The organism is Loktanella agnita (assembly GCF_046640325.1).
Taxonomy (GTDB): Bacteria; Pseudomonadota; Alphaproteobacteria; order Rhodobacterales; family Rhodobacteraceae; genus Yoonia; species Yoonia agnita.
The window spans coordinates 52,935-65,538 of record NZ_JBJMBF010000013.1; the positions used below are offsets into that span (position 1 = coordinate 52,935).

Annotated in this window: 17 protein-coding genes; 16 read left to right on the forward strand and 1 reads right to left on the reverse strand. The window is 54.0% G+C overall.

Annotation, left to right across the window (positions count from 1 at the left end):
* Positions 1–168 precede the first annotated feature (168 nt).
* On the reverse strand, positions 169–456 hold the full coding sequence (locus ACJ5NV_RS14920) for a hypothetical protein (RefSeq protein WP_411644953.1): 288 nt from the start codon (positions 454–456) through the stop codon (positions 169–171).
* Positions 457–627: 171 nt separating this feature from the next.
* Here ACJ5NV_RS14920 and ACJ5NV_RS14925 point away from each other — a divergent pair, with 171 nt between their 5' ends.
* The 16 genes from ACJ5NV_RS14925 to ACJ5NV_RS15000 all read left to right on the forward strand — a co-directional run bounded on the left by ACJ5NV_RS14925 (position 628) and on the right by ACJ5NV_RS15000 (position 12,587).
* Entirely contained in the window at positions 628–990 is a 363-nt protein-coding gene (locus ACJ5NV_RS14925; RefSeq protein ID WP_411644954.1) for a hypothetical protein, read from the forward strand.
* Positions 991–1,033: 43 nt separating this feature from the next.
* Positions 1,034–1,675: a lytic transglycosylase domain-containing protein gene (locus ACJ5NV_RS14930; RefSeq protein WP_411644955.1), complete on the forward strand. Its 642-nt coding sequence runs from the start codon at positions 1,034–1,036 to the stop codon at positions 1,673–1,675.
* Entirely contained in the window at positions 1,672–1,959 is a 288-nt protein-coding gene (locus tag ACJ5NV_RS14935) for a TrbC/VirB2 family protein (RefSeq protein ID WP_411644956.1), read from the forward strand. The genes ACJ5NV_RS14930 and ACJ5NV_RS14935 overlap by 4 nt, the downstream gene beginning before the upstream one ends.
* Positions 1,960–1,969: 10 nt before the next feature.
* On the forward strand, positions 1,970–2,248 hold the full coding sequence (locus ACJ5NV_RS14940) for a VirB3 family type IV secretion system protein (RefSeq protein WP_411644958.1): 279 nt from the start codon (positions 1,970–1,972) through the stop codon (positions 2,246–2,248).
* Positions 2,238–4,601, forward strand: coding sequence for a VirB4 family type IV secretion/conjugal transfer ATPase (locus tag ACJ5NV_RS14945; protein ID WP_411644959.1), 2,364 nt, complete (start codon positions 2,238–2,240; stop codon positions 4,599–4,601). Before ACJ5NV_RS14940 ends, ACJ5NV_RS14945 begins: the two co-directional genes overlap by 11 nt.
* A complete protein-coding gene (locus tag ACJ5NV_RS14950) occupies positions 4,598–4,774 on the forward strand; it encodes a hypothetical protein (protein WP_411644961.1) in 177 nt (58 codons plus the stop codon). The genes ACJ5NV_RS14945 and ACJ5NV_RS14950 overlap by 4 nt, the downstream gene beginning before the upstream one ends.
* A 22-nt stretch (positions 4,775–4,796) precedes the next feature.
* Complete coding sequence (locus ACJ5NV_RS14955) at positions 4,797–5,927, forward strand: lytic transglycosylase domain-containing protein (protein WP_411645048.1); 1,131 nt, start codon at positions 4,797–4,799, stop codon at positions 5,925–5,927.
* On the forward strand, positions 5,927–6,772 hold the full coding sequence (locus tag ACJ5NV_RS14960; RefSeq protein WP_411644963.1) for a type IV secretion system protein: 846 nt from the start codon (positions 5,927–5,929) through the stop codon (positions 6,770–6,772). Before ACJ5NV_RS14955 ends, ACJ5NV_RS14960 begins: the two co-directional genes overlap by 1 nt.
* An 18-nt stretch (positions 6,773–6,790) precedes the next feature.
* Complete coding sequence (locus ACJ5NV_RS14965) at positions 6,791–7,444, forward strand: VirB8 family type IV secretion system protein (protein ID WP_411644965.1); 654 nt, start codon at positions 6,791–6,793, stop codon at positions 7,442–7,444.
* Between the two features lies 1 nt (position 7,445).
* A complete protein-coding gene (locus ACJ5NV_RS14970; RefSeq protein WP_411644966.1) occupies positions 7,446–8,138 on the forward strand; it encodes a TrbG/VirB9 family P-type conjugative transfer protein in 693 nt (230 codons plus the stop codon).
* Entirely contained in the window at positions 8,135–9,529 is a 1,395-nt protein-coding gene (locus ACJ5NV_RS14975) for a TraB/TrbI/VirB10 family type IV secretion system protein (RefSeq protein ID WP_411644967.1), read from the forward strand. Before ACJ5NV_RS14970 ends, ACJ5NV_RS14975 begins: the two co-directional genes overlap by 4 nt.
* 4 nt (positions 9,530–9,533) lie before the next feature.
* Positions 9,534–10,520, forward strand: coding sequence for an ATPase, T2SS/T4P/T4SS family (locus ACJ5NV_RS14980; RefSeq protein WP_411644969.1), 987 nt, complete (start codon positions 9,534–9,536; stop codon positions 10,518–10,520).
* Positions 10,517–10,741: a hypothetical protein gene (locus ACJ5NV_RS14985; RefSeq protein ID WP_411644970.1), complete on the forward strand. Its 225-nt coding sequence runs from the start codon at positions 10,517–10,519 to the stop codon at positions 10,739–10,741. Before ACJ5NV_RS14980 ends, ACJ5NV_RS14985 begins: the two co-directional genes overlap by 4 nt.
* Positions 10,738–11,139 carry a hypothetical protein gene (locus ACJ5NV_RS14990; protein WP_411644972.1) on the forward strand — a complete coding sequence of 134 codons (402 nt, stop codon included), beginning with the start codon at positions 10,738–10,740 and terminating at the stop codon, positions 11,137–11,139. Before ACJ5NV_RS14985 ends, ACJ5NV_RS14990 begins: the two co-directional genes overlap by 4 nt.
* A 14-nt stretch (positions 11,140–11,153) precedes the next feature.
* Positions 11,154–12,248, forward strand: a complete 1,095-nt coding sequence (locus ACJ5NV_RS14995; protein ID WP_411644974.1) for a TrbL/VirB6 family protein — start codon at positions 11,154–11,156, stop codon at positions 12,246–12,248.
* Between the two features lie 63 nt (positions 12,249–12,311).
* A complete protein-coding gene (locus ACJ5NV_RS15000) occupies positions 12,312–12,587 on the forward strand; it encodes a hypothetical protein (RefSeq protein ID WP_411644976.1) in 276 nt (91 codons plus the stop codon).
* The last annotated feature ends 17 nt before the right edge of the window (positions 12,588–12,604 follow it).

The window sequence follows — 12,604 nt, forward strand, 5'->3', positions numbered from 1 at the left end:
TCGGATGGCTCTATGAATGGAACACTGGAGAACTCGTTCCGCGTTGGAAAACGAAAATACAGAAAGATGTCGTTTACGATTGATCTGCTATAGAATTTTGGCGATTTTAGGTCAGTATTACTGATTGATTTAACATAACCATGATTATGCGGCAAGAATTCTGCCGCATCATTCCGCCGATATCTGAAGAAACCTCCCATATTCTTCACTAACCTCGTGCGCCTCTTCGAAGGCGCGCGCTCGTTCTGCTTCAAGGCATCTAAAGTAGCTCTGGATGTCAGCGATGTATGTTTCAAAGTCGCGACCAATAAGATCGCGGTACTCCTGAACATCATCTGGATCAGTCGGAACAAAGGGTCGCTGTGGCGCATAACACGTTTGAGCTGCTGCAGTTCCGGAAAGACAGATCAACAAAAATACAGAAGTATGAAAAGCGGCTGACTTACATGCCTTCATGGCTTTGTGCCTTCAATGCTTGAGAAATTCGCGCTTGCGTGCGAATTAATGTCGTCGGGTTTTAGGGTATATGCAAGACAAAACCGTATCTTGCACACAAAACCGTATTATTGTAACTAAGGCTCATCGAAGCGAATGCCTCGGTGCGCCCAACTAATGGAAGAGCGCGCTATGGCGATGGATTTAGCAAAAGAAGCGCCGAATGTGGTTACAGAAGCAGGATTCAAAGACCTTATTGAATCCGGATATCACGTCGAAGTTGTATGCAAGGTGGATGCCTACCGGAAAAATTCGGTGTGGCATGGCGTCTGGGTTCTTCGTGCTGTCAACGACGAGGGTGTCGAAAAACAACTCGTCACCGCTCGCGCCAGAACCGCCGGGGATCATATCCAAATCAGGACCTTCAAGACAGTCACCGGTTTGGTCTCGTTCCTTATCGACCTTGGCTTCTCTGTCGTCGCATTCCCGGTCTACGAAGGTCAGCGCTGGACTTTCACACTGTCTCAGTCGGAAGACATCTCTACGGAAGACTAGCCTCTTAGCCTTCCTTTTCGCAGCCAATGCTGCATCCGCACAAATGGTCTTCACGATGGAAAGCGATGGCTCGCTCTCAGCCTCGCAATCCCAAGAGAGATTTGCGCGAAATTACAACGACGGTATCGGCCAAGGAAATTCGGACGCCCCAGTTGCCATTTTTGGGTCCGATGCCACATCCGGCACCAACGCAACTGAAGAACCAAGCGACAGGTCATTCCGGGTCACTGCTGTTGCGCCACGCGTTGCCGTTCCCCGCCCTGACATTCTTGCCGGGATAGATGAAACCGCCTTGCGATATGCGAGCCACCAAGGTTTGCGCGCAGCCGGTCTCACGGTAACAGAATGGCGGCTGCTGTTCCGTTCCAACATTGAAATCGAAAGTGCCTACAACCCGAATGCACGCTCGCATGTTGGTGCGATTGGCCTTGGTCAACTCATGCCGGGAACTGCCGATGACCTTGGCGTCGACCCTTATGATTGGCGGGCAAATCTTGACGGCTCTGCACGTTATCTGGCCGCTCAATTGGCGACCTTTGGCGACGCGCGATTTGCATTGGCTGCTTACAACGCTGGCCCCGATGCCGTCAGGCAGTACGGGGGCATCCCGCCCTACCGTGAAACGCAAAACCACGTCCAGCGAGTGCTGGCCGTGTTCAACAGGCTCGAAGGAGAAAACTCATGAGGCCAATTCAACTATTCATTTCTGTACTGACGGTCTTCGTCGTTTTAGCCGAGCCAGCAATGGCTCAGTCGGTAGACCTCTCACCCTTTGTGAGCTTCTTTCAAGGGATCGTAGATGCGATGACCGGCCCATTGGGGGTTGTCCTTGGAACACTCGCTTTGATGGGGGTGTTCGCAAGCTGGTGGTTCAACATCATTGATCTTCGGCAAGCTATCTGGGTGTTGGCCGGACTAATGGGCATTGCCGCAGCACCCACAATCGTTGCGACGGTTTTCGGGGCATAAGGGCGCAGACGTGGCTGAGAAATCAACTCTGTTCCAAGGTCTAGTTCGACCATCAACGCTGTTTGGGCTGCCAATCATGTACGCGGTAGTCTGGATGTTCGGCACGGCCCTATTGTTTATCTGGGTACAGAGCTTTGCGGTGCTTGGCATCGGCGCAGCTCTGTATCCGGTTCTGTGGAAAGCAGCCGACTGGGATCCCCGTTTCATAGATGTCCTAATGACGGTCCTGCAAGAAACACCTGGCACGCGAAACAGAAAAATCCATGGCGGAGACAGTTATGCCCCGTGATGATTTGGATGAGCGGACACTGATGCCAAAGTGGTTCCAGCACGAAAAGCAACTGGCTCACATGTTGCCGTACGTGAGCTTGGTTGACGACCATACGGTGCGCACGCGTGTCAACGAGCTGTTCCAATGCATCCGCATTACAGGCGTGAACAGCTACACAACCGACGACGACTATCTCGACAACACACGCGCCCTTTTTGCACGCCTGATTGCACAGCTAGGCCAAGAGTTCAGCTACTACGTTCACAAGGTTTCCAAGGCGATCAAGGTGGACCTTGAACCCATCGAAGGACACACATTTGCATCGCAGGTTGACGCCCTCTGGCAGACTAAGATGGAAAACAGCGGGTTGCGTGACAAGACTCTTACGCTGACAGTAATCCACCGCCCTCCGCCAAAGACGTTTATGCGGTACATGCGAAAGCCGTCCCCTGAAACGTTGCGCGAGGAGACTGCAAAGCGGGTCAGCCGCCTCAACCAAGCGGTCGGGATCTTTATGTCCGGGCTAGCAGAACTGAAACCAACACTGCTTTCCGCTGAAAAGGGTGAGTTGGTGGGGTTTCTCGGTGCACTGAACACCGGACAAGAACTGCCACTCTACCACACGTCAAAATTCGGTTTCATGTCGTCTTCTGTTGCAAATACGCGGGCAACCTTCTTCGGCGACTACTTTGAACTTTCTGAGGGCGTTGCTGGCAAACGCTACGGCAAAAGCTACAGTGTTAAAGACTATCCACAGAACACCTCCTGCACGATGTTCGATGGCTTGAACCTGCCCGTCGATATGATTGTCACGCACTCATTCACGCCAGTGAACACAAACCTGACGATTGCGAGGATCAAACGCGAGGCAAAGCGACGACAGGCCACTGATGACGCAGAAATCTCAGCGCGAGAACAACTACCGTTTCTTGCCGATGATTTGGCCTCAAAACGGGCGAGCATGGGTGACCACCATATGGTCGTCACCGTGTTTTCGGACACCCTAGAAGGGCTCGAAACTCTGGGTGCTGAGATTGTGAACGCCGCAGCCTCCGAAGGTGTGACAATGATCAGCGATCGGTTGGGCGCAAACACACATTACTTCAGCCAGCATCCCGGCAATCAACCCAAGAGGTTACGCGCCAGCACCGTGACGAACGTCAATTTCGCGGATTTTGCACCGTTTCACCGGACCCAACTTGGAAAGCAGGCTCAAGAAGTCCCTTGGGGAAGCATTATCTCTATGTTCCCAACCCCTGAAAGAAGCGCTTATCGCTTCTCTTATCACGAGGCGGGATCGCCCGAGAAAGAACCCACCAGCGGCCACACCTTGATTATGGGCCGTCCCGGGTCTGGTAAGTCGGTTTTCTCAGCCTTCCTAATGACACAAGCGGTTCGCGCGAACGCCCGCGTTTTCGTCTTCGACTATCGGCAGGGTATGGAAATGGCCGTGCGGGCCAATGGAGGCAGCTACACTACGATACAAGGCGGGATGCCCACAGGGCTCAATCCGCTGTGGACCGAAGTGGACAAGCGCGGGATCGCATGGCTCTCCGACTGGTTCGGTTCCTTGCTTTACCGCGAAGACAAGCCGCTCACACCTGCACAGACCAACAGGATCGTTCAATGCGTTCGTCAGAACGCTCAGGCCACCGATCCGGGCCTACGGGATTGGCAGAACTTCGCATCACTCTTCATGTCGATGGATGATGACGGTGACTTGAACCAGCGCGTTCTTGAATGGGCTGACAAAGGCCGTTTCGGCTGGATTTTCGGCCATAGCCTTGAAGATACCTTTTCGCTGGATGGGGATTTGGTTGGCTTCGATCTGACCGGAATCCTAGACAGCGAAAGCGACAAGGAACGGATGGCTGTTCTCAGCTATTTGTTCCGCCGAATTGAGCGAAAGATCGAGGACCGCCGCCCCACAATCATCATCATTGATGAGGCATGGAAGGCGCTCGACAACGAGTATTTTGCTGAACGCTTATCACAATGGCTGGTGACAGCTCGGAAGCAGAACACCGTGGCTGTAATGATGACGCAGTATGCGAGCCAGCTTGAACGGACGCGTACCGGCAAAACCATAGTTGAGGCGGTGCCGACGCAGGTTCTTCTCCCGAACATTCGTGCCAATGCATCGGACTATCAGATGCTCAATCTCTACGGAAAAGAGCTGGATACCCTTCTCAGCACAGGCACAAACTCGCGCTTGGCACTCATTCGAGATGACCAAGGCTCGGTCGTCGTAGACGCAGACCTTAGCGCGCTTGGCGACAACCTTACCATCCTTGGCGGGATGGAAGCTGGTGAAAAACTCGTCGGTTCCGATTACCGGGATCGGCCTGACTTTTGGAGGCTCCAACAATGAAGAAATTGATCTGTTTCCTGATGCTGTGTGTGATCGCGGGTTGCTCGAACTATCAAGAGCCGCAAGCCAACTGCTTTAGCTTCGTGTCGCGCGGTCCTGCGCCCATGGACTGCAATTTCGAAGCACTTGGCGGTGATGATCTGCTCGATTTGGAAGACATTGCCAATGAGTAAGCACACCGTCGCAACACTGTTGATGCTCGGCGTCTCGACCAGCGCGTTTGCCCAGGGCGTGCCGGTTGTCGATTCTGGGCTGACAGCACGCGACATCATCGAAACAGCGGATCGGGAAACCGATCTGGCCGTCCAGGGTGACACACTCGCGGTTGAAGAGGCCATATCCGAGATTCAGCGCGAACAGCTTTCAGTTCTGGACGCCATTCTGGACGCACAAACGAGTTTTGAAGCTGGTGGCGTTGCAATTTCCGGAATGGTCACTGGCCTAGAAGATGGCGTTGGAGATGGCGACAGAACAGTCGAAGCCGTCTATGGGACCGCCGATTTCGACCCCAATCCCGCTAGTGATCAGATGTTTGGCGATGCGGCAGAGAACATCGAACAGCTCATCATTCGCGTGGCGCAAGAAACCCATAGTCGCCTTGGCGTCTCGGCGGCTGGTCTTTCAGTGGTCCAGTGGCGAGCGTTGATCCAAGCACTGATTTGGCAAGAAAGCCGATTCGTGATCCGCGCAGAGAGCCCTATCGGTGCCTATGGTCTGACACAGATCATGCCCGGAACCGCTGGGGATCTCGGCATCAATCCCGCATACCGAACCAGCCCGTATCTACAGGTAGAGGGCGGCGCACGTTATCTGGCACAACAGCTCAACCGGTTTGATGGCAACATCATCTTTGCGCTGGCCGCCTACAATGCAGGTCCGGGCCGCGTGATCGAATATAGCGGTGTGCCACCTTTCATAGAAACACAGCACTACGTCACCGTCATTCCGCAGAAATACAACGAGTATCTGGCGCGGATCGGCGGGATCGAGGCTCTCGGCACGATCGACCCTGCCCTACTGGCGAACTCGAACCTGTCGATGATGGGTACGGGTGCAGCCATCTATGGAAGCAGTTCCCCTACTGCGATTCGTCAGGCCGCCCTTCGCGTGCGGGATATCGTGACCCGCATTGGCTCCACCGCCGATGTACAGGAGTCCATAGCGTTGAACACCTACGCAAGAGCCGAACTGGTCCGCCTCATTGCAGCAAGAACAAGATTGCAAGCCGCTCGGACCCAACCCCTAAGCGCTGAGCAACTGCGTCTCGCGGCAGCTCGGATGCAAGAACAAGAATTCATGAACTTCACTATAGAGGACCTAGACTAATGCGCGCACTAACGCTTCACATCACCTACGTCCGCAACACCGTTCGGGCATTCGCTATTACCGCCCTTCTATCGTTCGGTCTGGCTGCACCAACAACCTTGATCACTACCCCTGCCTTTGCGCAAGGCGTGCCCGTCGTAGACACTCAGAACATCGCCCAGAACATCCAGCAACTACGCCAGATGATCGAAGATGAGTTGCTCCAAAATGAGCAGCTTTTGCAGCTTCGAGAACAACTCTCCACACTCACAGATCAATTGGCGCAGCTCCAAGAAACCTATGCTGCACTCACCCGATTGGCTGAACTCCCAGAAGTGGTCGCGACCGAGATGGAAGCCGAGTTGAACGGCATTCTCGATCAAGAGTTTGGTGATATCCAAGCGACGATCCAAGCAATTCGAACAGGTGACTTTTCAGGCCTCAGCGGTTCCGGCGCAGGCCAAATCCAAACCCAGATGGGTCGCGTTCTTGCAGACCTCGGTTTTGATGAAGACACGCTCAACGAAATGGCAACGAGCGGTAACGCTGGAGCTGAACGTATCGCAACGCAAGCGACCACCGGCGCCCTCGTCTCGTCTGCAGCGCAGAACAGCTACGAGGATGCGGGCCAATCGCTTGAGCGCGTCGACCGCCTTGTTGGCCTGATTGATGACATGGACGAACTCAAAGAAAGCGTCGACCTGAATACGCGTGTAACGGCTGAACTGGCCATTGCACTCGTCGCGATGTGGCAGCTCGAAGCCGTTCAAACCGTAGGCGACGGCACCGGTGGTGTCATCGATGCAGCCACCATCGCTGAAGAGCAAAACTTCATGGAATTTACCATTCCAGACCTCGGCGATTAACATTGAGGGATTGAGATATTGCACAACGAGAAAGAGATAATTGAGGAAGAGCTGGTCTACGGTGCGCTGCGCCGTGAACGCCTCTGGCAGAAGCTCGGGCTAGCCGGACTAACCTTTGGTCTTCTCGGATGCCTGGGTGCCGTCGCTGTCGCCATCCTCGATGTGGACCCACCCCCGGTGGTCGTGCCCTACGATCCCGAAACGGGGTTTGCGTTGCCTGAAGTCTCTGTTGGCGCAAGCGCGGTCACTGGCAATCAGGCAGTGATCGAAGCTGAAATCTTCCGCTATGTAACTGATCGTGAGGTCTACAATCAGCTGGACAACGACGTCCGGATCAACAGTGTTTTGCAGCGTTCAGATGGCCGCGCCGAAGCCTCTGTGCGCGCCCAATGGAACAGCGCGAACGCCCAGTACCCGCCAACCGTCTACGGCAGCAACTCTACGCTGGACGTCGAAATTCTCAGCGTAAACTTGATTGGAGAGAACCGCGCGACCGTCCGGTTGCGAAAGCGGCTCACCTCCATTCAAGGCGTACAAGCTGGCCTGTTCACTGCGACCATGCTTTTCGAGTTCCGGCCCGAAGAAGCCCGTACGATTGATCAGGTTTGGACGAACCCCTTTGGCTTCACAGTGATCGAATACTCGATCCGTTCAGACAGATTGGAGAACTGATATGCGCAGTCTCGGAATAGCCCTGCTGGCATTGATGTTCACGGCATCGACAGCTCTTGCTGAAGCCACGCCGCGCCGCGGCCCCAACGACGCGCGAGTGCGAATTGCCACCTATCAAGACGGCCAGGTTTTCCGCCTGAATGTCTCGCTCACGCATGTGACCACTGTTGAATTTGGAGACGGTGAAACTATTCGCTCGATCCTATCCGGTGACACCGAGGGATTTGAACTTGATGGCGTACCTGGCGGGCAGGCATTCGCGATTAAGCCGGTGGCGCGCGGCGTCCACACCAATGTGACCGTCTACACCAACCGCCGCAGTTACTATTTCAACGTGAAAGAAGTGTCCTCACCCACCTTCTATGTGGTCCAGTTCCGCTATCCTGATGAACAAAGACGACCTCAGAATGCCGTCGCTGCACAGGCACCGAACTACAACTACGGCGCCAGCTCACGATCAGAGATCACACCAACGCGTATCTGGGATGACGGTACGTTCACATACTTCCAATTCGCTCGGAATGCGCCTGTTCCCGCAATCTTCCGTTACTCAATCGGCCGTGAGCGCACCGTCAACTCACAACAGACAGATCCTCGCGTGATCCGCGTATCTGGCGTGAACTCTCAATGGGTGCTGCGCCTTGGCGAAACCGTGGTCTGCATTCAAGCAAATGCAACGGGGGGCACATCATGAGCGATGATCCGAACCAAGCAGAAGTTAACCAACGTCTTGCGCGTCTCGAAGCCGGTGCTGCGGGCGCGCCAATTGCATCGCAACGCCGCTCGCCTGTAATTGCTATTCTCGTTGCCGCTTTGATCGGAATGGCGGGTGCATTCTTCTACATGTTGAACCAGCCCGAGGAAGAAGTCGTGTTGACGACCGCGACACCTGACGAATTCCAACCAGAGGGCGATGGCTTCGGTGCAATCGAGCCATTCGTGCCCCCTGCCCCACCCGAACCTGAAATTGTCGAGGTCCCAGCAACCAATCCTGAGTCCAATGCCGAACTCCTTGCTCAGATCGCATCACTTCAAGCTCAGATTGAGGCGATACAAAATGCCCCTGAACCTGTTGTGGAAGAGGACACATCAGCTGCAGACGCGATGAATGCGCTGACCGCACAATTGGCAGAGTTGCAGGCTGCTTCGGAAGCGGCACAGGAACAGTTTGCCGCCTCAATGGCGGAGCGCGATCGTGAGCTTCAGGAGCTCCGCATGGACCTCGATCTAGCGCGATTGGAAGCAAATGCCCCCGCCCCTGCACCTGCTGGCCCAACCGAAGACGAACAGCGTTTCCGGGAAGAAGAGCGACTGCGCCGCGAAGAAGAAGCTCGGCGTTTGGCGGAATTACAGCGCCGCGCGGACGAGGAACGCGCTTTCCAAGAAGCCCGCATACAATCACCAACCATCGCCTTTGGCGGAGCAACAAGTGGCAGTCCAGGGACCGAACTGGCAGAACGGACATTCGGAGATGTCACTGACTTCGTTCTCAACGGTGCCCTCCCATCTCAAGTGACCCAATCCGAAGTTATCGCAAATCCCTCAAATACGGTCATTCAGGGCACAGTCATTCAGGCAGCTTTGGAAACCGCTATTTCTAGCGAGCTTGCGGGCCAAGTAAGAGCGATCACATCTGAGAACGTCTACAGCTATGACGGGTCACGCCTCCTTATCCCAGCTGGATCACGGCTCATTGGCCGTTATCGTTCCGGTGCGGAGATTGCTCAAAGCCGTGTAACCGTTGCCTGGGACCGCATCATCCTACCGACCAATCAATCCGTTCAGATCAGCTCCTTTGGAGCCGATGAACTTGGACGCTCTGGAACAACTGGTTTCGTTGACTCACGCTTTACCGAGCGCTTCGGCTCCGCAGCGCTAATCTCTCTGATATCCGCGACGCCAACCGTTGCCGCAAACCAAACCGAAGATGAACTTGCCGAAGATGTGCTTGCAGACGTTGGCGACGACCTCGCCGACGCAGCAGGCAGTATCATCGGTGAATACCTTTCAATCAAACCTGTGATCTACGTCGACCAAGGAGCGCGTATCACCGTCATGGTTGATCGTGACTTGGAGATTTTCTGATCCTATGTCGCTGAGTTACCTTCAATCCTCGATTGATCGGCTAGAGGACGCCAAACGGGAAGATGTGATCGAAGTCTGCATCAACCCGGATGGCTCTTGCTGGGGAGAGTTCCAAGGCGACCATTTCATGTCTCGCCTTTCACAAACTCTGACAGAGGATCAAGTCAAAGACCTCGGCAACCAGATCGCGTCTGACGCCGGAACGCCACTTTCCAAGGACAAGCCCATCGTCTCGGTCTCAATCAGCTATCGTGACCGCCCGATCCGCGCACAGGTCATCACACCTCCCGCCGTAAATCGGGGCATGTCGATCAGTTTGAGGTTCTTTTCCAGCTTGCCCCTCGATTCAATCAAATTGGGCTTCCTCTATGGAAAAGAACGTAAGCTGGAAGAGCGGCGCCAAGAAAAGAACCGACAGCTTCGCCAAGTCGTGGCTAGCGGTGACATCGACGCGGCCATCCGTCATTGCGTTGAAAACAAGCTCAACATGATCGTCTCTGGCGGAACGTCTACAGGGAAGACAGTGGCGGCACGGAAAATCCTTTCTTACGTCGATGACCTTGAAAGGATTTTGACCATTGAAGAAGCGGCAGAGCTGCTGCCAACGCAACCGAATTCGGTCACGTTGATTTCAAACCGCGACGCGCCACACCAGACGGCCGATATCTTGCTGACTTCCACCCTCCGGATGCGCCCTGACAGGATTATTCTGGGTGAGGTACGCGGTAAAGAGGCCATGACGTTCCTTGAGGCCATCAACACTGGCCACGGCGGATCGATGACCACCCTACACGCGGAAACGCCTCAACTGGCAGTCCAGCGCCTAGCAATCGCAGCGTTAAAGACAGAAGTCCCAATACCTTATAGGGATATGGTAGACTACATCGAAAGCTCAATTGACGTGATCATTCAGGCGGGCCGTGAAGACGGCAAGCGTGGGATTACCGAATTCTATTTGCCTGGCACAGAACTAGGAAAGGAGGCCCCATGATGAGCAATGGAAAAAGCTTCATACCGAAAATTCTTACATTTGTTCAGGACAAAAAATTCAAACATGAAGACATGGAACAAGCAATTGCCTCGTACACAATCAATGGTTGGAAGATCATCTCGATGACGCACATGCAAGGGATGCAGGGGCTCTACACCGTGTTGCTCCAATACGAGTTTTCGGAAGAAGAGATGCAAGGTGAAAAGGAGAAACGAGCATGAAGACATTCAGCCTACTGCTCGCGGCTGCCGTCTGCTTGTCGCCGTCGCTCACATCAGCTGAGGGATTAGTGCCAACGATGGAGCGCAATTACGAGTTTTGTCAGGAACGTCCGCCTGAACCAGAATGGATGCGAAACTTGCATGTCCGCGAAAGTAGCAAGCGACTCTTGATACAGTCGATCTACCGGTTGGAAGGATATGAGCGCGTTTCGGAAGCAGGAGATTGTGAATGCGAAACCCTGTATCCTTCGTGGGACAACGCCGTTCAGCGATTCAACGACAATTATCTACACGTCGAAGGGTTTGAATTGATGCAAACCCGGCGTGAATTCCAAGACCAGGGCACTGCTGTGCGCATTTCCGTCAAAGCGCTGTGTGAAGCCGTCGGCAACTGGTAATGTAGGAGAAAAACATGAGTGTCGTTTCGTACCTTGTCGATACGTCTCAGGGCTTTCTGGACGACGCCGCAGAAACGCAATTTGGTGCAGTGGCAGCAACAGTCGGCACAATGACGACCGTCGGCGTGACCTTCGTTCTGATCCTCGTTTGCATCAATATGGTTTTCCAATACCGAGCTATGGACGGGAAATCAGCATTTTGGCTGGGTGCGAAGATCGTCTTAATAGGGATATTTGCTCAAAACTGGACACAGTTTAACTTGTTGAGCTCGGCCATCTTGAGCGGCATTGACAGTATCGCCGGATCACTGATTGCAGCCGTTGGCGGCGGCACACCAGGTCCTTCGGGCACCTACGCAGAACAATTTGACCTAATGATCGCCGATTTTGGCAACTACCTTAACGCCGCAGGAGAAGAACTGAACTGGATGGCTGGGGCCATCCTTTCCAACCTTGGTGTATTCCTGCTCTCTCTCTTGGGCGCACTCGCTGCGTTTCTTATGGTCGCGTCCCGCCTCATGATCTCCCTTCTCCTTGGCCTTGCGCCTATTATGATTTTTCTTACTCTTTTCGATGTTACAAAAGACTACTTCGCGAGATGGCTAACAGCAGCTGTGTCTTTTGCCATATACCCCATCATAATCGCAGGTGTCTTTTCAACGATCACAGGTGTCTCAACTTCTCTACTTGGCGAACTTGGTGACCCTACAGCAGCACCAAACATTGGTGCTCTTGTCCCGTTTTTCATGATGGTACTCATGGCTAAGGGCTTCATCATAGCGACGCCGTTCATTGTGCGTGCTATATCAGGCAACATAATGATGCCTGCGATGACTGGCGGGCTCGGCGGCGGCTATGACTTTGGTCGCGGTTTCTTTGGTTCGCAACAAGCTCGCAACGCATATCTCATGGGCAATGCCTCAGGTTCTACAGCAGCAGGTCTTCAGACAAGAGCCATGATGGGAAGGGAACCAATGCCCACTCGACCAGGATACGGTCTTCCTTTGCAACAACAACCCGCAAACACACAGCCGTCGACCAACCCCAACGCAGGGCAAGCGCCAAACTACCAAGCGCAAATAGACCGCAACAAGCGTATTGGGCGCTAGCATTCAACATCCCCTAGACGGCTCGCATCGCGGGCCGTCTTCGCATTAACAAGTCGGATGCCCATGGAACAAATCGTTGTTGATCAAAAGCTCATCATGCTCGATGGGACACCGCTCTCTCTGATCACTTTATCAGGTATCTCGGAATGGGAGAGCGCCGGGATTACTTACACCTGTCGCTACGATGAAATTACCGACGAAGGCGATCACAAGGGTAAGTATCGCTGCCTATATGAGAAAGAGGGATCACACGAAATATTCCTGCTCGTTACACCGCCTTCCGATCCAGAAGGATTCCGCGTAATCCTATTCGATCATCCTCCGCGGACGCTGCATTGAAGCGCCCCACTGCCCTC

What these genes read in the sequence shown, in the direction of transcription:
- ACJ5NV_RS14920 (WP_411644953.1), bottom strand. Translation starts at nt 456, where the DNA reads ATGAAGGCATGTAAGTCAGCCGCTTTTCATACTTCTGTATTTTTGTTG.
- ACJ5NV_RS14925 (WP_411644954.1), top strand. Translation starts at nt 628, where the DNA reads ATGGCGATGGATTTAGCAAAAGAAGCGCCGAATGTGGTTACAGAAGCA.
- ACJ5NV_RS14930 (WP_411644955.1), top strand. Translation starts at nt 1,034, where the DNA reads ATGGTCTTCACGATGGAAAGCGATGGCTCGCTCTCAGCCTCGCAATCC.
- ACJ5NV_RS14935 (WP_411644956.1), top strand. Translation starts at nt 1,672, where the DNA reads ATGAGGCCAATTCAACTATTCATTTCTGTACTGACGGTCTTCGTCGTT.
- ACJ5NV_RS14945 (WP_411644959.1), top strand. Translation starts at nt 2,238, where the DNA reads ATGCCCCGTGATGATTTGGATGAGCGGACACTGATGCCAAAGTGGTTC.
- ACJ5NV_RS14950 (WP_411644961.1), top strand. Translation starts at nt 4,598, where the DNA reads ATGAAGAAATTGATCTGTTTCCTGATGCTGTGTGTGATCGCGGGTTGC.
- ACJ5NV_RS14955 (WP_411645048.1), top strand. Translation starts at nt 4,797, where the DNA reads ATGCTCGGCGTCTCGACCAGCGCGTTTGCCCAGGGCGTGCCGGTTGTC.
- ACJ5NV_RS14960 (WP_411644963.1), top strand. Translation starts at nt 5,927, where the DNA reads ATGCGCGCACTAACGCTTCACATCACCTACGTCCGCAACACCGTTCGG.
- ACJ5NV_RS14970 (WP_411644966.1), top strand. Translation starts at nt 7,446, where the DNA reads ATGCGCAGTCTCGGAATAGCCCTGCTGGCATTGATGTTCACGGCATCG.
- ACJ5NV_RS14975 (WP_411644967.1), top strand. Translation starts at nt 8,135, where the DNA reads ATGAGCGATGATCCGAACCAAGCAGAAGTTAACCAACGTCTTGCGCGT.
- ACJ5NV_RS14980 (WP_411644969.1), top strand. Translation starts at nt 9,534, where the DNA reads ATGTCGCTGAGTTACCTTCAATCCTCGATTGATCGGCTAGAGGACGCC.
- ACJ5NV_RS14985 (WP_411644970.1), top strand. Translation starts at nt 10,517, where the DNA reads ATGATGAGCAATGGAAAAAGCTTCATACCGAAAATTCTTACATTTGTT.
- ACJ5NV_RS14990 (WP_411644972.1), top strand. Translation starts at nt 10,738, where the DNA reads ATGAAGACATTCAGCCTACTGCTCGCGGCTGCCGTCTGCTTGTCGCCG.
- ACJ5NV_RS14995 (WP_411644974.1), top strand. Translation starts at nt 11,154, where the DNA reads ATGAGTGTCGTTTCGTACCTTGTCGATACGTCTCAGGGCTTTCTGGAC.
- ACJ5NV_RS15000 (WP_411644976.1), top strand. Translation starts at nt 12,312, where the DNA reads ATGGAACAAATCGTTGTTGATCAAAAGCTCATCATGCTCGATGGGACA.